A 23473-nucleotide genomic window follows, 5' to 3' on the forward strand; every position below is an offset into this window, starting at 1 on the left:
CCGGGTTGTCTGCAAGTGATCCATCCCGCAGCCAGCGGGAACGGGTGTTCGTCGCTCGTCCGCTGGGTGGGCTCGGCGGGCGCTTGCGAGTCCGCATCCAGGCGCCGGTCGGTGCGTCTCCACCGGCCGACGCGTGTTCGGTACAGGAGGACACAGATGTCCGAGACCTTGGCCGCCGACGTTGGCGGGCTTTCCCTTGACGGAGCCAATGTCACGTACGTCGTCATCGCCGCGGTGATCGCGCTGGTGGCGCTCGTCTTCGCCGCCGCCCTCACCAGGACGGTTCTGGCGGCCGGCAAGGGCACCGCGAACATGCAGGAGATCTCCGGGGCCGTCCAGGAGGGCGCTTCGGCGTACCTGCTCCGACAGTTCCGCACCCTGGCGATCTTCGTCGTCGTCGCGGTGATACTGCTCTACCTGCTGCCGGTGCACGACACCGACGGCAGCGAGACCGCCGTGAAGATCGGCCGGTCGGCCTTCTTCGTGGTCGGCGCGCTCTTCAGCGCCTTCATCGGCGGCGCCGGCATGTGGCTGGCCACCCGCGCCAACCTGCGGGTCGCGGCCGCCGCCCGGGAGCGACAGGGTGGCCGGGAGGCCGCCATGAAGATCGCCTTCCGGACCGGTGGCGTGGTCGGCTTCCTCACGGTCGGGCTCGGCCTCTTCGGCGCCGCGCTCGTCGTCATCCTCTTCCGGGGGGACGCGCCGACCGTGCTGGAGGGCTTCGGCTTCGGCGCCGCGCTGCTCGCGATGTTCATGCGGGTCGGCGGCGGCATCTTCACCAAGGCCGCCGACGTCGGCGCCGACCTGGTCGGCAAGGTCGAGCAGGGCATCCCGGAGGACGACCCGCGCAACGCCGCCACCATCGCCGACAACGTGGGCGACAACGTCGGTGACTGCGCGGGCATGGCCGCCGACCTCTTCGAGTCGTACGCGGTCACCCTGGTCGCCGCGCTGATCCTCGGTCGTGCCGCGTTCGGCGAGGACGGCCTGGTCTTCCCGCTGATCATCTCCACGATCGGCGTCCTGGTCGCGATCGTCGGCGTCTTCATCACCCGGCTGCGCACCTCCGACCGCAACGGCCTGACCGCGATCAACCGGGCCTTCTACCTCTCCGCGGTGATCTCCGCGGTGCTGGTGGCGATCGCCGCGTACGCGTACCTGCCGGCGACCTTCGCCGAGCTGGAGGGCGGGCTCACCGACGTCGACCGCAACCCACGGCTAGTGGCCATCGGCGCGGTGATCATCGGTATCGTGCTGGCCGCCGCGATCCAGGCGCTGACCGGCTACTTCACCGAGACCAACAAGCGCCCGGTGCAGGACATCGGCAAGAGCTCGCAGACCGGTGCGGCGACCGTCATCCTCGCCGGCATCAGCGTCGGCCTGGAGTCGGCGGTCTACTCGGCGCTGTTGATCGGCGCCGGCGTGTTCGGCGCGTTCCTGCTCGGCGGTACCTCCATCACGCTCTCGCTCTTCGCGGTCGCGCTGGCCGGCACCGGCCTGCTCACCACGGTCGGCGTGATCGTCGCGATGGACACCTTCGGGCCGATCTCCGACAACGCCCAGGGCGTGGCGGAGATGTCCGGCGACATCGACGAGCACGGCGCCCGGACGCTGACCGAGCTGGACGCGGTCGGCAACACCACCAAGGCGATCACCAAGGGCATCGCGATCGCCACCGCGGTGCTCGCCGCGACGGCGCTCTTCGGCTCGTACACCGACACGCTGCGCACCGCGTACGCGGACGCCGGGGTGGGCGACGTCGGGTCGGAGATCCTGAACTCGCTGAACGTGGCGAACCCGCGCAACCTGGTCGGTCTGATCATCGGTGCGGCGGTGGTCTTCCTCTTCTCCGGGCTGGCCATCAACGCGGTCTCCCGCTCGGCCGGCGCGGTTGTGATGGAGGTCCGCCGGCAGTTCCGTGAGCTGCCCGGCATCATGGACCGCACCCAGCGTCCGGAGTACGGCAAGGTCGTCGACATCTGCACCCGGGACGCTCAGCGCGAGCTGATGACCCCCGGCCTGCTGGCCATCCTGGCTCCGATCGCGGTCGGCTTCGGCCTCGGCCCGGGGGCGCTGGCGTCGTACCTGGCCGGTGCGATCGGGGCGGGCACGCTGATGGCGGTCTTCCTGTCCAACTCCGGCGGCGCGTGGGACAACGCCAAGAAGCTGGTGGAGGATGGCGCGTACGGCGGGAAGGGCTCCGAGTCGCACGCCGCGACCGTCATCGGTGACACCGTCGGCGACCCGTTCAAGGACACCGCCGGCCCGGCGATCAACCCGTTGATCAAGGTGATGAACCTGGTCTCGCTGCTGATCGCGCCGGCCGTGGTGGCCTGGAGCGTGGGCGACGACCGGAACACCGGCCTGCGGATCGGCATCGCGGTGGCGGCCACCCTGGTCATCGTCGCGGCGGTGATGTTCAGCAAGCGCAAGGGCGTGGCGATGTCCGACGCGGACGCCGGCGACGGCACCGGATCGGGCAGCCCCGACCAGCAGCAGGAGACGGTTCCGGCCTGACCCGGACGGCACGGAGTCCCCGGCCGGCGCCCGTCGCCGGCCGGGGCTCCGGGCACCCACGCCGGGCCCGCAGTGGGGAAACCTGAGCGGTGCCACCCCTCGACAGAGGCCGTACGCTGCAACGCATGCGTACGTGCCGGGCGACTGCTGCCGGAAAGCTCACGGTGGTCCTGGCCACGCTCGTTCTGGTCGTCTCCGGCTGTGGCGGCGGCCCCAGCCCGCGGGCCTGGGCGGCCTCGGTCTGTTCCGCGCTCGCTCCGTGGCGCTCGGAGATCAGCAGGTTGACCAGCAGCACCGACCAGCAGATGACCGCGCAGACCACCCCCGCGCAGGCCAAGGAGAACCTGGTCCGCCTCTTCGGCGGCGCCGAGGAGGCCAGTGAGACGGCCCGGCGCGAGGTCGAGAAGGCCGGCGTGCCGGAGACCGACCACGGCGAGGAGATTTCCGCCGGCTTCCGCTCCTCCCTGGGGAAGATGCGGGACGCCTACGGCCGGGCGCGGGACACCATCGACGGGCTCAGCACCGCTCAGGCCAGCACCTTCTACGACGGGGTCAAGGCCGCCGTGGACACCCTGAACAAGGAGTACGACGCCGGTGCGCTCGACACCAATCGGCTCAAGTCGGAGGAGCTGAAACGGGCCTTCGACGAGGTGCCGGAGTGTCGCTGAACGGGCTCGGCGACCAGTCGGGAGGAGAGCTTCTCCCGGCGCTCTTCCCGGTGCCCGAGCCCGATCCGGCGTCGACTGTCCGTGCCGGCCGGCGCGGACGGCGTACCGCGTCCGTCGGCACCGACTTGCCGGCGGCGGCCGGCGGGGAGCCCGACCCGACCCGGGGCCTGTCGGGGCCGCCGGAGACCGCCGAGGGCCGGCAGCTGGTCTTCTTCGGCGCGGAGACGGCCGAGCCGAGCGTCGCCGACCTGGTCGGGCTGCTGGCCGGGCCGGGCGAGGTGGTCCGGATGGGCGGCACCGCCCGGCTCTCGGTGGTGGTCGACGCCGCCTGGCGGGTGCACGTCCTGGTGGCCGAGCTGGCCCAGCGGGGGTTGGCAGCGAGCTGGGAGCCGACCGAGGACGAGCGGCACGCGGTGCGCACCTCGTACACCCGCACGTTGAAGCCACTCGCGATGGCCTGGCTGCGCGGGGCGGCGAAGCGGCCACCGGCCGGCTTCCATCTCAACGGCCGGCGGCTGCGGCTCTGGTTGGCCGCGGCCGGGGTGGCCGAGCCGCCCGGGTTCCTGCTCCGGCTGGGCGCGGCGGACCAGCAGTGCTGGGAGCCGGTCGGCCGGGCGCTCGCCGCGGTCGGCCTCGCCGGCGACCTGCTGGCGCCGGAGCTGGGCGGTCCGGCGTACCTGATCACCGGGCGGCGCCGGCTGCGCCGCCTCGCGGAGCTGGTGGGGGATCCCCCGCCGGCCGCCCCGGCGCCGGCCTGGCCTGCCCTGTCCTGACGGCGCCGGGGGTGTCAGGTCGCGGACAGCCGGGGGACGATAACGGCAGAAAACGGGCGGGTGGGACCTCAGCCGACGGTCCGCCATCATCACAGTGGCCCGCTTCCGGCCCTACCCACGGTGTACGGTGGCGCCGTCCGGCAGGTCGATCCCTGTCGGGGCGGTTTGCCGCCCGCGAAACCCGAAACGCGGACGGCGCGTTACGTTGGACATCCGGGCCGCCGGGGTTCCGGGGGCCGAATGCGGCCCGAATCGGACGCCGAGCGGTCGTGAGCAGGAGTGAGGTCGGGGAGAGACGTGCCAAGCAACGCTGGAACCACCCGTCTGGTCATCGTCGAGTCACCGGCGAAGGCCAAGACGATCTCGGGCTACCTCGGCCCGGGGTACGTCGTGGAGGCCAGCTTCGGGCACGTCCGCGACCTGCCGCGCAACGCCGCCGACGTGCCGGCCAAATACAAGGGTGAGCCGTGGGCCCGCCTCGGGGTGGACGTCGACAACGGCTTCCACGCGCTCTACGTGGTCTCCGCCGACCGCAAGCAGCAGATCAGCAAGCTGGTGAAGCTGGCCAAGGAGGTCGACGAGATCTTCCTGGCGACGGATGAGGACCGCGAGGGCGAGGCCATCGCCTGGCACCTGGTGGAGACGCTCAAGCCCAAGGTGCCGGTCCGGCGGATGGTCTTCCACGAGATCACCAAGCCGGCGATCCAGGCCGCGGTGGCCAACCCGCGCGAGATCGACCGGGACCTGGTCGACGCCCAGGAGGCCCGGCGCATCCTCGACCGCCTCTACGGCTACGAGGTCTCGCCGGTGCTGTGGAAGAAGGTCATGCCGAAGCTCTCGGCGGGCCGGGTGCAGTCCGTGGCGACCCGGATCGTGGTCGAGCGGGAGCGGCAGCGGATGGCCTTCCGCACCGCCGAGTACTGGGACATCCTGGCCACCCTGGCCGTGCGGAACCCGGGCGAGGGGCCGCGGGCGTTCAACGCCACGCTGATCGCGCTGAACGGTGACCGGATCGCCACCGGCAAGGACTTCGAGCCGACCACCGGCCGGGTGAAGCCCGGGGCCGGCGTCGTGCACCTGGACGAGAGCGGCGCCCGTGGGCTGGCGGCCCGGCTCGAGGGGCGGCAGTTCACCGTCACCCGGGTCGAGGAGAAGCCCTACCGCCGCCGCCCCTACGCGCCGTTCATCACCTCGACCCTCCAGCAGGAGGCGGCCCGCAAGCTGCGCCTCTCCTCGCAGCAGACGATGCGCACCGCGCAGCGGCTCTACGAGAACGGCTACATCACCTATATGCGGACCGACTCGGTCAACCTGTCGGAGACCGCCATCTCGGCGGCCCGCCGGCAGATCGTCGAGCTGTACGGCGAGCGCAGCGTGCCGCCGGAGCCGCGCCGCTACACCGGCAAGGTGAAGAACGCGCAGGAGGCGCACGAGGCGATCCGCCCGGCGGGGGACAACTTCCGCACCCCGGGCGAGGTGGCCAAGGAGCTGTCGGCCGAGGAGTTCAAGCTCTACGAGCTGATCTGGCGGCGGACCATCGCCTCGCAGATGACCGACGCGGTCGGCTCCAGCGTCTCGGTGCGCATCCGCGCGGTCTCCTCGGCGAGCGAGGAGGCCGACTTCGGCGCGACCGGCAAGACCATCACCGACCCGGGCTTCCTGCGCGCCTACGTCGAGTCGAGCGACGACGAGAACGCCGAGGCCGAGGACGCCGAGCGGCGGCTGCCCACCCTGGTCAAGGACCAGCCGCTGACCGCCGACGAGCTGGCCGCGCAGGGGCACCACACCCAGCCGCCGTCGCGCTACACCGAGGCGTCGCTGGTCAAGGCGCTGGAAGAGCTGGGCATCGGCCGCCCGTCCACGTACGCCTCGATCATGCAGACCATCCAGGACCGCGGCTACGTGATCAAGCGCGGCCAGGCGATGATCCCGACCTTCCTGGCGTTCGCGGTGATCGGGCTGATGGAGCGGCACTACCCGCGCCTGATCGACTACGACTTCACCGCCAGCATGGAGAACGAGCTGGACGAGATCGCGGGCGGGGACCACGCCGCGGTCGACTTCCTCACCGCCTTCTACTTCGGCAGCGCCAACGGCGCCGGCGACCAGGACATCGCGCACGCCGGCGGGCTCAAGAAGCTGGTCACCGAGAACCTCAGCGAGATCGACGCGCGCAGCGTCAACTCCATCCCGCTCTTCACCGACGACGAGGGCCGCGAGGTCGTCGTCCGGGTCGGCCGGTACGGGCCGTACCTCCAGCGGGCGGTGCCCGGCGAGCAGCCAACCCCGGCCGCCACCGGCGAGGGCGAGGAGGGCGGCGGCCAGGGCGACCGGGCACCTATCCCGGAGGGCCTGGCCCCGGACGAGCTGACCCCGGAGAAGGTGCACGAGCTGTTCCTCGGCGGCAGCGGCGAGCGCAAGCTCGGCGACGACCCGGGCACCGGCGAGCCGATCGTGCTCAAGTCCGGCCGGTTCGGCCCGTACGTCTCCAGCGGCGAGCGCAAGTCCTCGCTGCTGCGCACGCAGACGCCCGACTCGCTGACCCTGGAAGAGGCGCTCAAGCTGCTCAGCCTGCCCCGGCTGATCGGCGTCGCGCCGGACGGCGTCGAGGTCTTCGCGAACAACGGGCGCTACGGCCCGTACGTCAAGCGGGGTGAGGAGTTCCGCTCGCTGGACTCCGAGGACAAGATGTTCACCGTCACCCTGGACGAGGCGCTGGCCCTGCTGGCCGCACCGAAGACCCGTGGCCGGCGGGCCGCGGCGCCGCCGCTGCGGGAGATGGGCGTCGACCCGCTGACCGAGAAGCCGCTGGTCATCAAGGACGGCCGGTTCGGCCCGTACGTGACCGACGGGGAGACCAACGCGTCACTGCGGCGCGCGCAGACGCCGGAGGCGTTGACCATCGAGGAGGCCTCCGAGATGCTCGCCGAGAAGCGGGCGAAGGGACCGGCGCCGCGCAAGAAGGCGGCGGCGAAGAAGGCCCCGGCCAAGAAGGCCGCCACCAAGAAGACCGCGGCGGCGGCGAAGTCCACCGCGGCCAAGAAGACCACCACCGCCAAGGCGACCGCCGCCAAGAAGGCAACCCCCCGCAAGGCACCGGCGGAGTAACCCCGTCGAGGCGTGGCGCACGGCCGGCGTTGCCCGGCCGCGCGCCCGCCGTGCCGGTCAACCGCCCCGCTGTGGCCGCTGCCGCTCCTCGCGGGTCTTCTCCCACCGCTCCGCGGCGGCGCTCATCTCGTCCTGGACGAAGAGGAAGAAGTCCCGCAGCTCAGCCAGTCGCGCACCGGCCGACGACTCCTCCTCACCGACCGCCACCACACCCTCGTGGACGACGTCGGCGAACCTCGTGTAGATCCCGCTGCGGATCATCGAGGTGTACGTGTGGGACTCGGCCGCCTTGTAAAGGTCCCGGCGAGATCCGGGGGCCGGCTCGCGTACCGCCATGCCGACGTGGATCAGGTAGCGCACCGCGCCGGAGACGGCGGCGGGGCTGACTCCGAGCCGCTCGCTGATCTGCGCCGCGGTCAACCCGGGTTCCTCGGCGACCAGGAGCGCCGCGAGCACCCGCGAGGGCATCCTGGGCACGCCCATGTCGCTGAAGGTGAGGGCGAAGTGCTCGACGAAGCGTCGAACGGCTTCCTCATCGCGGTGGCCTGCGGGTTGCATCAACCTATCTTTCACTACTTTCTGAACTTCTTGTAACGATCGTTCCGGACGGCGGCGCGGCCGGCTCGAAGCCGGCCGCGCCGCGAACGGAGTCACCCGCTGGGTTCACGAGGCGAGGTTACGTCGGCGGAAGAGGATCAGGCCCGCCCCGCCCAGTGCCAGGGCGACGGCGGACATGACCACGATCGGCGCCGCCGTGGCGTCGGCGGGCGCCGCCGGGATGTGGCTGAACGGCGAGATGTCCCGCACCGCTTCGGGCACGCCGAACAGGGACCCGTACGGACCCATGACGAAGGCGAGGGCGAAGCCGAACCAGGTCAGCCCCACCGAGATTCGCGGCACGAGCCCGAAGAGTGCCACGGCCAGCCCGGCCAGGGTCAGCACCGCCGGCAGTTGCAGGTACGCCGTGCCGGCCAGGTGCCCCGTCTGGCCGCCGAGATCGTCGACGCTCGCGCCGTACACCAGGCCGATCGAGACCGCGGCGAGCCCGAGCATGCCCACGGCGCCGGCCGTGGCGATCACGATGTGGCTGCCCAGCCAGGTCAGCCGGCCGGTCGCGGTGGCGAGCACCGCCTCGGCCCGCCCGCTGGCCTCCTCGGCCCTCGCCCGCAGCAGCGCCTGGACCAGGAAGCCGGCGACGAGCACGCCGATGGTCGCCATCATCGCGGCGAAGAAGGCGTCCATCACCTCGTGCCCACCCCCACCGGCGAGGTCGTCGAGCCGCCCCGCCACGTTCTCGTTGGTTGCCAGCTGGTCCTTGACCGCGTTGGCTATCGAGCCGACGAGCAGCCCGAACGCCGCGATCGTCACCGCCCAGCCGAGCACGGTGCCACGTTGCAGCCGCCAGGCCAGACCGAGCGGGCTGAGCAACGCGGAGGACGCCCGGGCCGGTCCGGGACGGTCCGGTAGCAGGCCCATGCCGACGTCGCGCCGCGCGGTGAGGGCGAAGGCCGCCGCTGTCAGGATCCCGAGGAGCGCGAGCGGCAGCGCGAGGACCCACCACCGGTCGCCGGCGAAGGGCCGAACCTGCATCGTCCAGCCGATCGGGGAGAGCCAGGAGGGCCAGGCACTGCTCATGGTGTAACCGTCCGGCCGCACCTCGCCGAAGGCGTCGGCGAGGCCACGGATCAGATAGCCGGTGCCGACCGCCGCGGCGGCGATCCCGTTGGCGGCGCGCGCACCCTGGGTCAGCTGCGCGACGACGGCGGCGATCGCGGCGAAGGCGATGCCGGCGGCACCGACCCCGGCGCCGGCGGCGAAGGACCCGGCGACAGGTTCGCCGTTGCCGGCGAAGGTGAGCCCGATCAGCGTCGCGAGCGCGACATTGGCACCCACCACGACGATCAGGGCGGCGGTCAGGCTGGCGTGCCGGCCGACGGCCGTCGCCCCGATCATCTCGGCGCGTCCGGTCTCCTCGTTCTGTCGGGTGTGCCGGACGACGGCGAGGGTGCTCATGAAGCCCGCCATCAACGCCAGGAACGCCAGGATCCCGAAGACGGTCATCTGGCCGTCGCTGGTGCCGGTGGGGGCGGCCCGGAACATCAGCAGTCCGGGCGTGTCGACGGCCACGCGCAGGACGGCGAGCCGGTCGGCCTCGGTCGGGTACTGCGTGTCGATCGCCGAGCCGGCGAAGGCGCCGAGCGCGACGGTGCTCAGGATCCAGACCGGCAGCTGCACGCGGTCGCGCCGCAGCGCGAGGCGGGCCAGCCAGGTCGTTCCGGTGTAGGCGCTGCTCATCGCACACCCGCCAGCTCGTCGCCGTAGTGCCGCAGGAAGAGCTCCTCCAGCGACGGCGGGGCGCTCGAGAGGGCGCGGACCTCGAACCGGGTCAGGTACTCCAGCGCGCGGTTCAGCTCGGCGCCGTCGACGGCGAACGTCGCGTGGGTGGCCGACACGTCGGCGTCGTGTACGCCGGGCAGCGTCGCCAGCCCGTCGATGGGCAGCGTCGTCTCCACCGTGACCGTGGTGCGGGTCAGGTGTCGCAGCTGGGCGAGGGTCCCACTCTCCACCGTGCGGCCCTGCCGGATGATGCTCACCCGGTCACAGAGCGCCTCCACTTCGGAGAAGATGTGGCTGGAGAGCAGAACGGTCCGGCCCTGCCGCTTCACCTCGCGTACGCACTCCTGGAAGGCCGCCTCCATCAGTGGGTCCAGCCCCGAGGTCGGCTCGTCGAGGACGTAGAGCTCGACGTCGGAGGCGAAGGCGGCGACGATCGCCACCTTCTGCCGGTTTCCCTTCGAGTACGTGCGGGCCCGCTTCGACGGATCGAGCTGGAACCGCTGGAGCAGCTCGTCCCTACGCTGCTTGTCCAGGCCGCCCCGCAGCGACCCGAAGAGGTCGATCGCCTCCCCGCCGGTCAGGTTCGGCCACAGGTTCACATCGCCCGGCACGTACGCGAGACGTCGGTGCAGGTCCACCGCGTTGCGCCACGGGTCGCCGCCGAGCAGACCGATCGTGCCGGCGTCCGCCCGCAGCAACCCGAGCAGGACGCGGATGGTGGTGGACTTTCCGGAGCCGTTCGGGCCCAGGAAGCCGTGCACCTCGCCGGTGTCGACGTGCAGGTCCAGTCCGTCGAGGGCGCGCACCCGGCCGAAGGTCTTCACCAGGGCGGAGACGGAGATAGCACTAGTCATGCCTCGAACGCTACGCCAGATTCACAGAATCGTGAAATCTCTGAACCGTATAAATCTCGTTAAAATCCGTGCGGCGATCGGAGGGCGGACCGGCGTTCAGTCGCCGAGGGTGCGGGTCAGGTGCGGGTTGGTGAAGACGCGGTCCGGGTCCAGTCGGTCGCGTACGGCCAGGAAGTCCGACCAGCGGGGATACGCGGGGGCGAGGGACGCCGCGTCGCGTCCGTGCAGCTTGCCCCAGTGCGGCCGACCGCCCAGCTCCGCGGCGACCCGTTCGAAGGCGGTGAAGTACGGCTCGTACGGCATCCCGACGTACTGGTGGACGGCGAGGTAGACGGAGTCCCGGCCGTAGCCGTGCGAGAGCCAGATGTCGTCGGCGGCGGTGAACCGCACCTCCACCGGAAAGAGCACCTTGAACGGCAGCCCGTCCACGATCCGCCGGAGCGCGTCCAGTGCCTCGCCGAGCGCCGCGCGCGGCAGCCCGTACTCCATTTCCACGAAGCGGACCCGGCGCGGGGTGCAGAAGACCTGGTCGGAGCGGCCGGTGTAGCGGCGTTCGGTGAGTGCCCGCGCGGAGACCGCGCTGATTCCGGGGGCGAGGGCGGGCACCGCGCGGCCGAGCCGGCAGGCGCCCGCGAAGACGGTGTTGGCCAGGAACTCGTCGTCCAGCCAGCCGCGTAGCCGGGACAGCGGGCGGTCGTGGGTGGGCACCCGGTCGTTGGTCTTGACCTGCACCCGGGCGGTGTACGGGAACCAGTAGAACTCGACGTGGTCGTGCGCCTCGATCAGCTCGGGCAGCTCGGCCAGCACCGTGTCCAGCGGCGCCGGACGCTCGTGCGCGTGCAGCACGAACGCGTCCTCGCAGCGCAGCGTCACCTCGACCAGTACGCCGAGCGCGCCGAGCGAGACCCGGGCGGCGGCGAAGACGTCGGGGTTCTCCTCGGCGGAGCAGCGCAGCACCTCGCCGGTGCCGGTGACCAGGGTGAGGGCCTCGACGAAGGTGGACAGGCAGCCGTACCCTCCGCCGGTGCCGTGGGTGCCGGTGGAGATGGCCCCGGCGATGGTCTGCGCGTCGATGTCGCCGAGGTTGGGCAGGGCGAGGCCGTGCCGGGCGAGCAGCTCGTTGAGCGCCCGCAGGGTCATGCCGGCCGGTACGGTGACGAGCCGGCGTTCGGCGTCCACCCGTACGCCGGTGTCGAGCGCGGCCAGCTCCATCCGCTGGTCGTCGGCGAGGGCGATGGCGGTGAACGAGTGCCCGCTGCCGGCGACGCGGATCCGGTTGCCGGCGGCGCGGGCGGCCCGGACGGCCTCGGCGACCTCAGCGGTGCAGGCGGGGCGCAGGATGGTGGTGGCGGTGCCCCGCTGGTTGCCGGCCCAGTTGGACCACGGGACGGTGGACGGTGCGGTGCCGACCATGCGCACTCCTCGACATGAATATGAACTGACTTCATATCAGGAACGTTGTTGCTGGTAAATACCGCAACTGAGGTCCGCTCGTTGTACCGGTAGTCACGGACTCGTGACGTGCAGATATGTTCATCCGTCGAAGGGGGGTGGCGCCGAGTGTCCACACCAGCCGCCACGACCGGGCCGCTGCGCCGCGTACCGGTGCAGGGTCGAAGTGTCGCGCGGGTCCAGCGAATGCTGGACGCCTGCGCCGAACTCGTCGACGAGGTGGGGTACGAGGGGCTGACCACGACCTTGCTCGCCGAGCGTGCCGAGGTGGCGATCGGGTCGGTCTACCAGTTCTTTCCGGACAAGCGGGCGATCGTGCAGGCGCTGACCCTGCGCACGATGGAGTCCTACCTCCAGCGGCTCGACGAGCGGTTCGCGTCGGACGACATGACCCACTGGTGGGACGGCGTCGACGCGGGCATCGACGAGTACATCACGATGCACCGCACCGTTCCGGGATTCCGTACCCTGCACTTCGGCGACGTGGTCGACCTGCACCTGCTCGACGAGCAGCGGGACAACAACGGGGTGATCGCGGACCAGTTGGCCCGGGTGCTCACCGAGCGTTTCGGGCTGACCGACGTCCCCGAGCTCCGTTTCCACCTGGAGATCGCGGTGGAGGTGGCCGACGCACTGATCAAGCTTGCGTTCCGCCGCCGAGCCGAGGGCGACGAACGGGTGCTGCTCGAGGCCAAGGCGTTGATCCGGGACTACCTGCACCGTCAGGTGGACGCCCCGGCCAACGCCAGCAAGTCCGGCTGAGCCGCAGGTCGCCGCCGGCTTCCCAGCGGCGGCAGCGAACGGCCCGGGGTGCGCCGGGCGGTAGCGAACGGCCCGGGGTGCGCCGGGCGGTGGGGAACAGCGTCCGGGGTGCGCCGGGCGGTGGTGCGCAGGATCGACGGCCCGGGGTGCGCCGGGTGGCGGAACAGCAGGAACGCCTCCCGGGGTGCGCCGGGCCGGCCAGTCAGAGGAAGGCGTGGCCCTCGCCCCGGTAGGTGGGCACGGTTGCCACGACGGCGTCCCCCTCGACCAGGTGCAGCTCGTTGACGTGCTCGCCCAGTTCACCGGCCTTCGCGTGCCGGAACCACACCCGGTCGCCGACCCGGAGCGTCGCCGCGGCGGCGCCGGCCAGCGGGGTTTGCACCTCACCGGCCCCCTCGGCGCCGAGCAGCGTCAGCCCCGCCGGCAGCACCGGCCGGGGCAGTCGGCTGGCCGCCGCCGCGCCGGAGGCGATCCAGCCGCCGCCGAGCACGGTGGCCAGGTCGGGTGCCGGCCGGCGGACCACCGCGCAGGCGAAGTAGGCCGCCGGCGTGGGCCGCCAGGCACGGTACGCGTCGAAGAGCGTCGGACCGTACAGGCCGGATCCGGCGGTGACCTCGGTGACCGCGGGATCCGCACTGGTCGCCGCCACGCTGCCGGTGCCGCCGCCGTTGACGAACTCCAGGTCGGCGTGCTCGCGTACGGCGGCCACCGCCGCGCCCCGGCGGGCAACCAGCTCGCGGTACGAGCGGCGCTGGGCCAGCCGGATCGCGCGGCCGAGCAACGCCTGCCCGGGCGGCGCGTCGCCGAGGCCGGCGATCTGTGCCTCGTACGCCATCAGCCCGACCAGCCGGAAGCCGGCGCGACCGGCGACGGTGGCGGCGAGCGCGCCGGCCGCCCTGGCGCTGTGCACCGGTGAGCGACGCACCCCGACGTGCACCCGCCCGCCCAGCGGGCGCCAGGAGGCGTCCAGGTCGAGGCAGACCCGCAGCTCCGCCCGCTGGTCGGGGGCGCGCACGGTGTCGATGAGGTCCAGTTGGTCGGTGCCGTCGACCATCACGGTGACCGCCGCGGCGAGCGCGGGGTCGGCGGCCAGTTCGGCCAGCGCCCCCCGGTCGACGGTGGGGTACGCCACCAGCACGTCGTCGGCCACACCGGCCCGGACCAGCCAGATCGCCTCGGGCAGGGTGAACGCCAGCACCCCCCGCCAGCCGCTCCGGTGCAGTGCCCGGGTGATCAGCTCCCGGCTGCGTACCGATTTGCTGGCCAGCCGGACCGGCTTGCCGGCGGCGAGCCCGGCCAACGCGCTCGCGTTGGCGTCGAAGGCGGTCAGGTCGACCACCGCGTACGGCGGGTCGAGGTGGGCGGTCGCCCGGTCCAGGCGCTCGCGAAGTTTGTCGCTTTCGGTGGCCACGTGTGCACGCTAACTGTCCGACGGTCAATGCGAAACACCCTCGCGTACGCCTGGGTGCGGCCGATGGCCCCGGCGGCCTAGGCTCGGCGAGCAGGAGAATGTCACGGGTGGGGCGGCCCCCCACCGGGTCTAGAGTGTTGCACCGGGGATGCCCAGCGATGGGCCGGCACGTGGAGGTACGGCCATCGAAAGCCAGAACAACGGCGAGTCGTCCGGCGTGTCGCCGTCCGACGGCCAGCCCGCGGAGCGGGTGGGACAGATGGGGAGCACCTCGGCTCCGCTGGGCAGCGCCGCGGGGCAGATCGGTGGTGCCGCCGGCCAGTCCGGCGCCGGATCGCCCCCGCCGGCCGGCAACCAGACCGACCGCTCCGGCCTCACCGCGATCCGCTCGGTGCTGCGCATCCGGCCGTTCCGCCGGCTCTGGATCGTGCTCGGCGCCGCCTCCTTCGGCGACTGGCTCGGCCTGCTCGCCACCTCGGTCTTCGCCGCCGCCCAGGTGCAGGGCAGCACCGCCAAGGGCGCGGCCTTCGGCGGCCTGATCGCGATCCGGTTGCTGCCGGCGCTGGTGCTCGGCCCGGTGGCCGGTGTCCTCGCCGACCGCTTCGACCGGCGCTGGATGATGGTCATCTGCGACCTGCTGCGCTTCGTACTCTTCGCCTCGATCCCCCTCTACGCGCTCACCGGCGCCAGCGGGGCGCTCGTGGTCACCTGGGCCCTGATCGCCACCTTCCTGATCGAGTCGATCACCCTGCTCTGGATCCCGGCCAAGGAGGCCGCGGTCCCCAACCTGATCCCGCGTGCCCGGCTGGAGACCGCCAACCAGCTCACGCTCATCACCACGTACGGCCTCACCCCGATCGCGGCGGCCATCGTCGCGGCGGTGCTGGACCGCAGCGTGCGCGGGCTGGTCGGTGGCGACCTGCCGAACTGGGCCGAGCCGGCCCAGCTCGCGCTCTGGGTCAACGCCTTCTCCCGGCTCGCCACCGCGCTGGTCGTCGCGTTCGGGATCAAGGAGATCAGCCGGGCGCAGGCCGCCCAGCGGGACCGCACCGGGCAGAGCATGACCAAGCAGTTCGCCGAGGGCTGGCGGTTCATCTCGCAGACCCCGCTGGTCCGGGGCCTGGTGCTCGGCATCTTCGGCGCGTTCGCCGGTGGCGGCATCGTGATCGGCACCGCCCGGTTCTTCGCCAACTCGCTCGGTGCCGGTGACGCCGCCTTCTTCCTGCTCTTCGGCGCGATCTTCATCGGCCTGGCGCTCGGCATCGGGCTCGGCCCGATGGTCGTCAAGGAGATGTCCCGGCGCCGCTGGTTCGGCATGAGCATCGTGCTGGCCAGCGCGGCGGTGATGACCCTGGCCTTCGCCATCCACCTGTCGATGGCGATCGTCGGCGCGGTCCTGGTCGGCGCCGGCGCCGGGATGGCCTTCCTGGCCGGCACCACACTGCTCGGTGGGGAGATCGCGGACGAGGTGCGCGGTCGGGTCTTCGCGGTGGTGCAGATCGGCACCCGGCTGGTGCTGATCCTGGCGATCGCGCTGAGCAGCCTGCTCGCCGGCGTCGGCGGCTCCCGCAAGCTGGAGATCGCCGACCTCGGCCTCTCGATCTCGTCCACCCGACTGCTGCTGCTCGCCGCCGGCGCGGCCGGCATCTTCGCCGGGATCAGCGCGTTCGGGCAGATGGACGACAAGAAGGGCGTACCGGTCCTGGCCGACCTCTGGGGCTCGATCCGGGGTCGTCCGCTGATGCCGGCCGAACCGTTCGTCTCCAACGGGCTCTTCGTGGTCTTCGAGGGCGGCGAGGGCGCGGGGAAGTCCACCCAGCTGGCGCTGCTCGCCGAGCGGCTCGGGCAGAAGGGCCGGGAGGTGGTGGTCACCCGCGAGCCGGGCGCCACCGCGGTGGGCGAGCGGATCCGCTCGCTGGTGCTGGAGAACTCGGGCGACGAGGCGCCGTCGCCGCGCGCCGAGGCGCTGCTCTACGCCGCCGACCGGGCCCACCACGTGGCCACCGTGGTTCGCCCGGCGCTGGTCCGCGGCGCGGCGGTGATCAGCGACCGGTACGTCGACTCCTCCCTGGCGTACCAGGGTGCCGGGCGCACGCTCCCGGTCGACGAGGTCTCCTGGCTCTCCTCCTGGGCCACCGGTGGGCTCAAGCCCGACCTGGTGGTGCTGCTCGACGTCGACCCGCAGACCGGCCTGTCCCGGGTGTCGGCCCGCAACCAGGACGCCGACCGGCTGGAGGCCGAGTCCGTCGCGTTCCACGAGCGGGTCCGGTACGCCTTCCTCGACCTCGCCGCGGCCGACCCGAAGCGCTACCTGGTGCTCGACGCGTCCCGCCCGGCGAAGAAGATCGCCGAGCTGGTGGCCCGGCGGGTCGAGGACCTGCTGGGCGACCCCGCCGGCATCGTGCACCCCCGGCCGGCGCAGGGACCGGACACCTCGGTGCAGCCTGAGTTATCCGACGCGGAGCTGGTGACGATGGAGCATCGGACCTGATGCCGGACGTCTTCGCCGACCTGGTCGGCCAGGACGAGGCGGTTGCCACGCTGCGCCGGGCCGCCGCCGCGGCGGCCGCCGTGCGCCGGCACGCCGCCGATCAGCCGGCGCTCGCGCTCACCCCGACCGGGTCGGCCGGTGGCGCCGCCGACCCCGGTGCCGGCATGACCCACGCCTGGATCTTCACCGGGCCGCCCGGCTCCGGGCGTTCGGTGGCGGCGCGCGCCTTCGCCGCCGCGCTCCAGTGCGCGTACGGCACCGGGTGCGGCGAGTGCCCCGGCTGCCACACCACGCTGACCGGCACCCACGCCGACGTCCGGCTGGTGGTGCCGGAGGGGCTCTCCATCGGCGTGAACGAGATGCGGGCGCTGGTGCTCCGCGCCGCCAGCACCCCGTCCGGCGGGCGCTGGCAGGTGGTGGTGATCGAGGACGCCGACCGGCTCACCGAGGCGGCCGGCAACGCGCTGCTCAAGGCGATCGAGGAGCCGCCGCCGCGGACCGTCTTCCTGCTCTGCGCCCCGTCCACCCACCCGGACGACATCTCCGTGACGATCCGGTCGCGCTGCCGGGTCGTACCGCTGCGGCAGCCGCCGGCCACCGCGGTGGCCGAGGTGCTGGTCCAGCGGGACGGCATCGCGCCCGACGTGGCGCAGTGGGCGGCCGCGGCCGCCCAGGGGCACGTCGGCCGGGCCCGCCGGCTGGCCCGCGACCCGGAGGCACGCAAGCGGCGCGACGCGGTGCTCGCGGTTCCGCGCCGGTTGACCGGGGTGGGTGCCGCGTTCGACGCGGCGTCCGCGCTGATCGAGGCGGCCGAGGCGGAGGCCGAGGCGTCGGTGGCGGAAGCCGACGCCAGCGAGCGCGCGGCGCTGGAGACCGCGCTCGGCGCGGGCGGCACCGGCCGGGGCGCCGCGGGTGCCATCCGAGGTGCCGCCGGGCAGCTCAAGGACCTGGAGAAGCGGCAGAAGTCGCGAGCCACCCGGGCCCAGCGGGACGCCCTGGACCGGGCGCTGGTCGACCTCGCCGGCTTCTACCGGGACGCGCTCACCATCGCGCTGCGCGCCCCGGTCGAGCCGGTGCACACCGACACCGCCGCGCTCGCCGGCGCCGGGGCGCAGAAGTGGGACGCCGAGGGGGCGCTGCGCCGGCTGGAGGCGGTGCTGCAGTGCCGCGCCGCGATCGAGGCGAACGTGAAGCCCCGGATCGCCGTCGAAGCGATGATGCTCGCCCTCTGGCGGGGCTGACCCCCGTCCGGCCTGCGGTCCCGCCTGCCGGACCGGTCATCCACAGGCATCGACAGCCTCGATTGGCGTGCGGTACGGTCCGGAGGCCGCGGTGACGACGGCAGCACGCTCAGTGATGATCAGTCCGGGAGGAGTCCGCGGATGCCACGGGGGGAGATCGACGAGGCCTGGATCGAGGAGGCGGTGCGGCGCTACCGCCGGATCGAATCCCTCCAGGCCGAGTTCGACCAGGCGGTGTCCACGGTGGAGGTCACCGTGCGGTCGCCCGACGGCCTGGTCGAGGTCGTGGTGACGGCCGGCGGTCGGATCACCGACGTCCGATTCCTCGGTCCGCTGCACACCCGCAACCCCCGCGACGTGGCCGGCTCGGTGCAGGCGGCGGTCACCGCCGCCGCCGACGCGGCCGAGTGGGCCCGGGAGAAGCTGCACAACGAGACCTTCACCGCCTACCGACCGCTCGCGGGGGCCTGACATGGACGCCCTGCGCGCCCTCGCCGCGCGCCTCGACCAGGCCAGCGCCACGCTCAGCACGCTCTCCCACACGGTCACCGCCGCCGATCCGGCCCAGGCCGCCTTCGGCGTCGACGCGCCCGGGCGTCCGGGTGAGGTCGGCCGGGCGCTGCACCGACAGTGGATGACCGCCACCGAACACCGCGCCCGGGAGGCCCGCGCGGCCGCCGGTCGGCTCAGCGCCGCCGCCGCCGCGATCCGGGAGGCGGCCGACCGCTACACCGATGCCGACCGGGGCGCCCGGCGGCGGCTGGGCGGGGAGGCGTGATGGACGCCCTGGACCGACTGGCCGAGCCCGGCCTGGATCTGCTGCGCCGGGTCGACACCCTGCTCGCCGCCGGTGCCCCCGAGTCGCACCGGGTCTGGCCGCTGCTGCGCCGGATGCAGGTGCTGCCGGGCGACGCCGTCCGCACCTTCCTCGACCTGCACCCCGCGCCGCTGGCCGGTGCCGGGCACGCGGTGCGCCGGCTGGTCCGGGGCTACGACGACGTCTCGGCCACGCTGGCCGACCCGGTGCTCTGGTCCGGGCCGGCCGCCGAGGCCTACGCGCAGGCGCGCACGGCGCTGCTGCACCACCTCGACGAGGGCCCGGAGAGCCTGGTCGGCCGGCTGGAGTCGACCGCCGGCTACGCCGACGCGTTGGCCGACTGGGTGGAGGGCAGCCGGCTGACCCTGGCCCGGGCACTGGCCGACGTGCTCCGCTCCGCCGAGGCGGTGGCGGTGGTCGCCGCCACCTCGATGTCGGCCGGGTCGGTGGGCAGTTCGGGCCCGGCCGGGCCGGGGGTGGCCGAAGCGGCCGAGATCGCCGCTCGGGTGCTGGCGGTGCTCTGCGTCGCCTACGACGGGGCGGACACGCTGCTGCGGGAGTGGGCGCCGAGCCTCGCCGAGTCGACGTGGCGGCCCGCGGTGGTCGGCCGGTCCCGCTACGACGCCCCCACCCGCGTCGGCTGGTAGCGGCGCGGCGTTCGAGCCCCGGACAGTCCACGGCGCCGCGCTCGGGCGCCCGGTCGACCGGGCACCGGCTGCGACGCCGTGGACTTCCCCCTGCACCCCCCGCAGGTCTGCCTCCACTCAACGCCTCCGTCGGTCGTTTGTCGCCCATGCCGACCCGGATTCAGCCGTCCGGGCGAGGATCAATGGCACGACGGGCTGGCCGGTGGGTCGGTCAAGTCGACCGATGTGAATGGCTGCACGGTGTAGTCGTCCGGCGACGCCCGGACGGCCGGCGGCCGGGGATCCGTCGTAGGGTGGGGGCATGGGCATGCTCTGCGCGGTCAGCTTCAACCGGTACGGGCGCCTCTACTACCTCGACCCGGGCGAGCTGCGTCCGCAGGTCGGCGACAAGGTGCTGGTGCCCACGGACGACGGGCCCGAGGTGGCGGAGTGCGTCTGGGCCGCGCAGTGGGTCACCGAGGAGACCGACGGCTTCCCCAAGCTGGTCGGCCTGGCCGGCGAGGACGACCTGCACCGCGACGAGGCGCTGCGTCGGCGCAAGGCCGAGGCGAAGGTGGCTGCCAAGCGGCTGATCCGGGCGCACGGCCTGCCGATGAAGGTGGTGGCCGTCGACCACGTGCTCGGCGCCGACGACGGCGGTGAACGGAGCACGATCTACTTCACCGCTCCGCATCGGGTCGACTTCCGCTCGCTGGTCCGCGACCTCGGCGCGACCCTGCACTGCCGGGTCGAGCTGCGCCAGCTTTCCGCCCGCGATTCGGCGCGGGTGCAGGGCGGCATCGGCTCCTGCGGGCGGGATCTGTGCTGCGCCACCTTCCTCACCGACTTCGAGCCGGTGACCATCCGGATGGCCAAGGACCAGGACCTGCCGCTCAACCCGCTGCGCATCTCCGGCGCGTGTGGCCGGCTGATGTGCTGCCTGAAGTACGAGCACCCGCTCTACCAGCGCTTCCAGGAGTCGGCCGCGCCGATCGGGGCTCGGGTCTCCACGCCCGAGGGCGACGGCCGGGTGGTCGGGCACAGCGTCCCGCGCGACTCGGTCACCGTCCGGTTGGACGCCGACGGCTCCCGCTGCTCCTGCTCACGCGCCTCCGTCTGCGCCCCCCGCCAAGCCCACGACCAGCACTACACCCCCTGACCCCCCTCCCTCCCGCCACCCACCTCCACCTCGTTGATCATGAGGTTTGCGGCGAAGTCGATCGCGGTCAGTGCCGCGATCCTCATGATCAACCAGAGGTGCTGGGGTGGGGTGGGGCTGGTCAGGTGAGGGTGATGGGGGGTTCGGCCAGGCGGGGGGTCAGCGGGGATTTGGGGGTCAGCCACGAGGCCGTGGGGGACTGGTCGGGGTTGACCTGCCAGTCGCGGGCTACCCGGTCGACCGCGACCGGATAGATGGTCAGCGTGCCGTCGGTGTCGATCCGCATCCGCAGGAACGCCTTCGAGTCCTCGATGCCCTGACCGGCGAAGAGCTCGTTGACGTTCACCCCGAACGCGCCGGCGACCAGCAGGTACGCCGCCACCAGTTGGCTGGCGACCAACCCGCTCACCGGCCCGTAGAGCACCGCCGCGGCGACCACCGGCAGCGGCCACGGCCAGTCGTAGAAGGGCAGGTGCAGCCAGGCCCAGGTGCCGGCCGCGCCCAACCCGACCTGGGCCAGCCCGTGCCCGATGCCGAGGATCCAGTGTCGGGCGTGCCGCTTGCCGCCGGCGCTGGGCGGCTTGGCGAAGAACGCGGCGCCGAGCAGCGTCACCACCAGCATCAGCACCAACGGCACACTGAACAGCCGCTGCTCGGTGGTGCCGACCCGGTTCGCCGCGACCCCGGCCATCGCCAGCATCAGCAACGTGTGCAGGGTGCCGAGCAGGGTGGTGAAGCCCGGGTTGCGCAGCGGCAGCCGGGGGAAGATGCCCCAGCCGTACCGTCGGGAGCGGGCCGCGTCCGGGTAGCGGGCGACCAGGTCGTACGGGCGGGTGCGGCTGGACCGGCGGGCCAGGGTGTCCTTCGGCGGTACCTCGATCCGCTCCGGGAGCTTGTGCGTCGGGTAGAGGTAGGCGCCGCCGCTGCCACAGGTGACCAACTGCCGGTCCGGGCCGGCGTACCGGGCGTAGTGGTGCAGGTCGCCGGAGATCAGCAGCCGGACCTGCGCGCCGGTGGGCGAGATGATCGTACGGATGAAGTAGTCGATCGAGTCGTACGCCGTGGGGTGGTCGGCGGCCTTGACCCAGGTCGGCGCCGGCACCGCCAGGATCACCCGGCTCTGCGGGCCCAGCTTCTCGGCCACCGTGTCGAAGTAGGCAAGCTGCGGATCGTCCAGGTACGAGCCGGACTGGTCGTCCAGGCCGAGCAGCCACCAGTCGGCCGGCAGCTCGACGGCGAAGTAGGAGCGGGACTGGCCGGTGCCCCAGCCACCGAAGTGCCGGTCCCGGGAGCGGACGAAGAGCCGCAGGAAGGCGGTCAGCCCGTCGTACCAGTCGTGGTTGCCGGGCACCGCGAAGAGGGTGGGGCGCTCGGGCGGGCTGACCGGCAGCGCCGCCTGGTAGGGCCCCTTGCACCGGTCCTCGTACGCCTCGTAGGCCGCCGACGGATAGACCTGGTCGCCGCCCATCACCAGGGTCTGCGCGCGGGGCAGCCGGTGCCCGTCGACCTCCAGCTCGGGCTGGGCGAGCAGGTACGCCACCGAGTAGGTGGCGTTGAAGCCGTCGCCCAGGTCGGCCACGTAGTCCAGCCACAGCCCGCCGTCCGGGCCGACCTGCCGCTCGATCCGGGCGTCGAGGGAGTTCTGCAGCTCCCGCTTGTCCAGGTACGCCCCGAAGAGCATCGCCAGCAGGGTACGGATGCCGGTGCTGATCAGCAGGAACGGCGCGAGCCACGGCACCGGCCTGCGCGGGGTGAAGCCCAGCTCCAGCGGGTCGGTGGTCCGCGGCCGTCGGGCCGCCCGATCGCCGGCCGGCTCGCTGGCGCTGCCGACGCCCGGGGCGCCCGCCGATCTGCCGGCAGGCGGGTCCTCGGGACGCGGGGCCGGCTCGTCGGGGCGGGGGTGATCATCGGTCACCCGCCGCAGCGTAGTCCCGACCGGCCACGAACGCTGTCCGGCGAACGACGGAACGCACCCGATGTCCGGCTTGCCGCCCGGCCGCGCCCCGGGGGTATCCGGTTCGGCCCGTGCCGGGGTGTGCCGTACACTTGACGATCGTTGCCGCCTTAGCTCAGTCGGCTAGAGCGACGCACTCGTAATGCGTAGGTCGACGGTTCGATTCCGTCAGGCGGCTCGGTACAGAAGCCCAGGTCAAAATGGCCTGGGCTTCGCCGTTTCCCGAGGTCGAACGCGCTCCTCGCCGGCCGATATGGGTTGACCTGTTCGCCGGGCCCGCACGAGGCTGACGGGATGGGGACTGTCATCCGAAACTTCGCGTTCGACTGCGCCGACCCGTACGAACTGGCGCACTTCTGGGCCAAGGTCTTCGACTGCCCGGTCGACCCCCAGCTCGAGCCGGACGACGAGGAGGTGGCCATCGAGCCGCCTGGCGGCACGAGGCTCTACTTCCAGCGGGTACCGGAGCCGAAGACCGTCAAGAACCGTACGCACATCTGCCTACAGCCGGAGGTGCTCCGCGATCAGGAGGTCGAGCGTATCGGCGCCCTCGGCGCCACCATCGTCGCCGATCACCGTGATCCGGACGGCAGCGGCTGGGTCGTGATGGCCGACCCGGAGGGCAACGAGTTCTGCGTGCTACGCAGCGACGCCGAGCGCCAGACAACCGCATAGGGCATCCGCGCTGCCCGCCGCATATCAAGGGCAGTTGATACCTTCCGCGCGATGGAGAAGCGCCACCCGGCAGCGGCCCTGTTCCTCGCGGCCCTTCTCACCGCCTGCTCCGGCACTGCCTCGCATGAAGAGCAGCTGGATTACCTGCGCGAGATGGCTCAGCATGGGGCCGAACTGCATGCGGTGAAGAAGAGCCAAGGATCCGCCGGCGATCGGGAAGAGTGCGCTGGCGCCTACGAACAGATCTACGATGGACCGTCCGGCCACGCCGCGCCCCAGGTCGAGGACTACGCCAAGAGGGTCGAGTTGCTGAAGAGCGGCGAGCGGCTGTTTATCGAGAGCTGCGTGAACGGCACGCCGTCGCCGGTATCCGCGCAGAGTGAGCCGCCAGCCTCTCCGCCCGCGAAGCGTGAAGCTGTGAGTGATCAGTCCTTGTCTTTGAGGTGACCATTGGCGCGGCGCCGGTCTGCGTCCTGAGTTCCGTGGCGAACGGCCATACGGATCACGATGTACAGGACGACCAGACCGACGATCCATGGGGCCACGCCGGAGAGCAGGTCCATGAGGGGTGAGCCCGGCGACGACATGGCCGCGAGTGGAAGTTCCATGATCATGTCTGGCACGGTAG

At 72.5% G+C, this 23473-nt stretch carries 20 protein-coding genes and 1 tRNA gene; 14 read left to right on the top strand and 7 right to left on the bottom strand.

Features of this window, described 5'->3' with window-relative positions; all coding sequences use genetic code 11:
* Positions 1-156: 156 nt before the first annotated feature.
* The 4 genes from AB0C04_RS03030 (at position 157) to topA (ending at position 7066) form a co-directional block, all read left to right on the top strand.
* Complete coding sequence (locus tag AB0C04_RS03030; RefSeq protein WP_357047357.1) at positions 157-2517, top strand: sodium-translocating pyrophosphatase; 2361 nt, start codon at positions 157-159, stop codon at positions 2515-2517.
* Positions 2518-2642: 125 nt separating this feature from the next.
* Positions 2643-3185, top strand: a complete 543-nt coding sequence (locus tag AB0C04_RS03035; protein ID WP_357047360.1) for a hypothetical protein — start codon at positions 2643-2645, stop codon at positions 3183-3185.
* The gene (locus tag AB0C04_RS03040) at positions 3182-3958 is read left to right on the top strand and encodes a hypothetical protein (RefSeq protein ID WP_357049081.1); all 777 of its coding nucleotides are present in this window, start codon (positions 3182-3184) and stop codon (positions 3956-3958) included. The genes AB0C04_RS03035 and AB0C04_RS03040 overlap by 4 nt, the downstream gene beginning before the upstream one ends.
* Before the next feature lie 297 nt (positions 3959-4255).
* Complete coding sequence (gene topA / locus AB0C04_RS03045; RefSeq protein ID WP_357047363.1) at positions 4256-7066, top strand: type I DNA topoisomerase; 2811 nt, start codon at positions 4256-4258, stop codon at positions 7064-7066.
* A gap of 57 nt (positions 7067-7123) precedes the next feature.
* Here the strand turns inward: topA and AB0C04_RS03050 are convergent, their stop codons facing one another.
* The 4 genes from AB0C04_RS03050 to AB0C04_RS03065 all read right to left on the bottom strand — a co-directional run bounded on the left by AB0C04_RS03050 (position 7124) and on the right by AB0C04_RS03065 (position 11670).
* Positions 7124-7624: a MarR family transcriptional regulator gene (locus AB0C04_RS03050; protein WP_357047366.1), complete on the bottom strand. Its 501-nt coding sequence runs from the start codon at positions 7622-7624 to the stop codon at positions 7124-7126.
* Between the two features lie 105 nt (positions 7625-7729).
* On the bottom strand, positions 7730-9361 hold the full coding sequence (locus tag AB0C04_RS03055; RefSeq protein WP_357047369.1) for an anibiotic ABC transporter: 1632 nt from the start codon (positions 9359-9361) through the stop codon (positions 7730-7732).
* Positions 9358-10257: an ABC transporter ATP-binding protein gene (locus AB0C04_RS03060; RefSeq protein WP_357047372.1), complete on the bottom strand. Its 900-nt coding sequence runs from the start codon at positions 10255-10257 to the stop codon at positions 9358-9360. The genes AB0C04_RS03055 and AB0C04_RS03060 overlap by 4 nt, the downstream gene beginning before the upstream one ends.
* A gap of 96 nt (positions 10258-10353) precedes the next feature.
* Positions 10354-11670, bottom strand: coding sequence for a D-arabinono-1,4-lactone oxidase (locus AB0C04_RS03065; RefSeq protein ID WP_357047375.1), 1317 nt, complete (start codon positions 11668-11670; stop codon positions 10354-10356).
* Between the two features lie 225 nt (positions 11671-11895).
* Between AB0C04_RS03065 and AB0C04_RS03070 the strand changes: the two genes are divergently transcribed.
* Complete coding sequence (locus AB0C04_RS03070) at positions 11896-12471, top strand: TetR family transcriptional regulator (protein WP_350868806.1); 576 nt, start codon at positions 11896-11898, stop codon at positions 12469-12471.
* A gap of 202 nt (positions 12472-12673) precedes the next feature.
* Here AB0C04_RS03070 and AB0C04_RS03075 read toward each other — a convergent pair whose 3' ends face one another.
* On the bottom strand, positions 12674-13882 hold the full coding sequence (locus AB0C04_RS03075) for an alanine racemase (RefSeq protein WP_357047378.1): 1209 nt from the start codon (positions 13880-13882) through the stop codon (positions 12674-12676).
* A gap of 148 nt (positions 13883-14030) precedes the next feature.
* Between AB0C04_RS03075 and tmk the strand changes: the two genes are divergently transcribed.
* The 6 genes from tmk (at position 14031) to ricT (ending at position 20216) form a co-directional block, all read left to right on the top strand.
* Positions 14031-16373, top strand: coding sequence for a dTMP kinase (gene tmk / locus AB0C04_RS03080; protein ID WP_357047381.1), 2343 nt, complete (start codon positions 14031-14033; stop codon positions 16371-16373).
* Positions 16373-17614: a DNA polymerase III subunit delta' gene (locus tag AB0C04_RS03085; protein ID WP_357047384.1), complete on the top strand. Its 1242-nt coding sequence runs from the start codon at positions 16373-16375 to the stop codon at positions 17612-17614. The genes tmk and AB0C04_RS03085 overlap by 1 nt, the downstream gene beginning before the upstream one ends.
* Positions 17615-17755: 141 nt before the next feature.
* On the top strand, positions 17756-18085 hold the full coding sequence (locus AB0C04_RS03090) for a YbaB/EbfC family nucleoid-associated protein (RefSeq protein ID WP_350867981.1): 330 nt from the start codon (positions 17756-17758) through the stop codon (positions 18083-18085).
* A gap of 1 nt (position 18086) precedes the next feature.
* Positions 18087-18392 carry a hypothetical protein gene (locus tag AB0C04_RS03095; protein ID WP_357047387.1) on the top strand — a complete coding sequence of 102 codons (306 nt, stop codon included), beginning with the start codon at positions 18087-18089 and terminating at the stop codon, positions 18390-18392.
* Positions 18392-19078, top strand: a complete 687-nt coding sequence (locus AB0C04_RS03100) for a hypothetical protein (protein WP_357047390.1) — start codon at positions 18392-18394, stop codon at positions 19076-19078. Before AB0C04_RS03095 ends, AB0C04_RS03100 begins: the two co-directional genes overlap by 1 nt.
* Positions 19079-19379: 301 nt before the next feature.
* Positions 19380-20216, top strand: a complete 837-nt coding sequence (ricT, locus tag AB0C04_RS03105) for a regulatory iron-sulfur-containing complex subunit RicT (RefSeq protein ID WP_357047393.1) — start codon at positions 19380-19382, stop codon at positions 20214-20216.
* 121 nt (positions 20217-20337) lie between these two features.
* Here ricT and AB0C04_RS03110 read toward each other — a convergent pair whose 3' ends face one another.
* Positions 20338-22131, bottom strand: coding sequence for a metallophosphoesterase (locus tag AB0C04_RS03110; protein ID WP_357047396.1), 1794 nt, complete (start codon positions 22129-22131; stop codon positions 20338-20340).
* A 143-nt stretch (positions 22132-22274) separates the two neighbouring features.
* On the opposite strand from AB0C04_RS03110, the gene AB0C04_RS03115 reads away from it, so the two are divergent.
* The 3 genes from AB0C04_RS03115 to AB0C04_RS03125 all read left to right on the top strand — a co-directional run bounded on the left by AB0C04_RS03115 (position 22275) and on the right by AB0C04_RS03125 (position 23292).
* Positions 22275-22348 (top strand) — tRNA-Thr (locus tag AB0C04_RS03115).
* A 116-nt stretch (positions 22349-22464) separates the two neighbouring features.
* On the top strand, positions 22465-22845 hold the full coding sequence (locus tag AB0C04_RS03120) for a VOC family protein (protein WP_357047399.1): 381 nt from the start codon (positions 22465-22467) through the stop codon (positions 22843-22845).
* A 51-nt stretch (positions 22846-22896) separates the two neighbouring features.
* Positions 22897-23292 carry a hypothetical protein gene (locus tag AB0C04_RS03125; RefSeq protein WP_357047402.1) on the top strand — a complete coding sequence of 132 codons (396 nt, stop codon included), beginning with the start codon at positions 22897-22899 and terminating at the stop codon, positions 23290-23292.
* Here the strand turns inward: AB0C04_RS03125 and AB0C04_RS03130 are convergent.
* Positions 23271-23459 carry a hypothetical protein gene (locus tag AB0C04_RS03130; protein ID WP_357047405.1) on the bottom strand — a complete coding sequence of 63 codons (189 nt, stop codon included), beginning with the start codon at positions 23457-23459 and terminating at the stop codon, positions 23271-23273. The two genes, AB0C04_RS03125 and AB0C04_RS03130, sit on opposite strands and share 22 nt — an antisense overlap.
* Between the last annotated feature and the right edge of the window lie 14 nt (positions 23460-23473).

Source organism: Micromonospora sp. NPDC048909 (genome assembly GCF_040649635.1).
Classification (GTDB): Bacteria; Actinomycetota; Actinomycetes; order Mycobacteriales; family Micromonosporaceae; genus Micromonospora.

What these genes read in the sequence shown, in the direction of transcription:
- AB0C04_RS03030 (WP_357047357.1), top strand. Translation starts at nt 157, where the DNA reads ATGTCCGAGACCTTGGCCGCCGACGTTGGCGGGCTTTCCCTTGACGGA.
- AB0C04_RS03035 (WP_357047360.1), top strand. Translation starts at nt 2,643, where the DNA reads ATGCGTACGTGCCGGGCGACTGCTGCCGGAAAGCTCACGGTGGTCCTG.
- AB0C04_RS03050 (WP_357047366.1), bottom strand. Translation starts at nt 7,624, where the DNA reads ATGCAACCCGCAGGCCACCGCGATGAGGAAGCCGTTCGACGCTTCGTC.
- AB0C04_RS03055 (WP_357047369.1), bottom strand. Translation starts at nt 9,361, where the DNA reads ATGAGCAGCGCCTACACCGGAACGACCTGGCTGGCCCGCCTCGCGCTG.
- AB0C04_RS03060 (WP_357047372.1), bottom strand. Translation starts at nt 10,257, where the DNA reads ATGACTAGTGCTATCTCCGTCTCCGCCCTGGTGAAGACCTTCGGCCGG.
- AB0C04_RS03065 (WP_357047375.1), bottom strand. Translation starts at nt 11,670, where the DNA reads ATGGTCGGCACCGCACCGTCCACCGTCCCGTGGTCCAACTGGGCCGGC.
- AB0C04_RS03070 (WP_350868806.1), top strand. Translation starts at nt 11,896, where the DNA reads ATGCTGGACGCCTGCGCCGAACTCGTCGACGAGGTGGGGTACGAGGGG.
- tmk (WP_357047381.1), top strand. Translation starts at nt 14,031, where the DNA reads ATGCCCAGCGATGGGCCGGCACGTGGAGGTACGGCCATCGAAAGCCAG.
- AB0C04_RS03085 (WP_357047384.1), top strand. Translation starts at nt 16,373, where the DNA reads ATGCCGGACGTCTTCGCCGACCTGGTCGGCCAGGACGAGGCGGTTGCC.
- AB0C04_RS03090 (WP_350867981.1), top strand. Translation starts at nt 17,756, where the DNA reads ATGCCACGGGGGGAGATCGACGAGGCCTGGATCGAGGAGGCGGTGCGG.
- AB0C04_RS03095 (WP_357047387.1), top strand. Translation starts at nt 18,087, where the DNA reads ATGGACGCCCTGCGCGCCCTCGCCGCGCGCCTCGACCAGGCCAGCGCC.
- AB0C04_RS03100 (WP_357047390.1), top strand. Translation starts at nt 18,392, where the DNA reads ATGGACGCCCTGGACCGACTGGCCGAGCCCGGCCTGGATCTGCTGCGC.
- ricT (WP_357047393.1), top strand. Translation starts at nt 19,380, where the DNA reads ATGGGCATGCTCTGCGCGGTCAGCTTCAACCGGTACGGGCGCCTCTAC.
- AB0C04_RS03120 (WP_357047399.1), top strand. Translation starts at nt 22,465, where the DNA reads ATGGGGACTGTCATCCGAAACTTCGCGTTCGACTGCGCCGACCCGTAC.
- AB0C04_RS03125 (WP_357047402.1), top strand. Translation starts at nt 22,897, where the DNA reads ATGGAGAAGCGCCACCCGGCAGCGGCCCTGTTCCTCGCGGCCCTTCTC.
- AB0C04_RS03130 (WP_357047405.1), bottom strand. Translation starts at nt 23,459, where the DNA reads ATGATCATGGAACTTCCACTCGCGGCCATGTCGTCGCCGGGCTCACCC.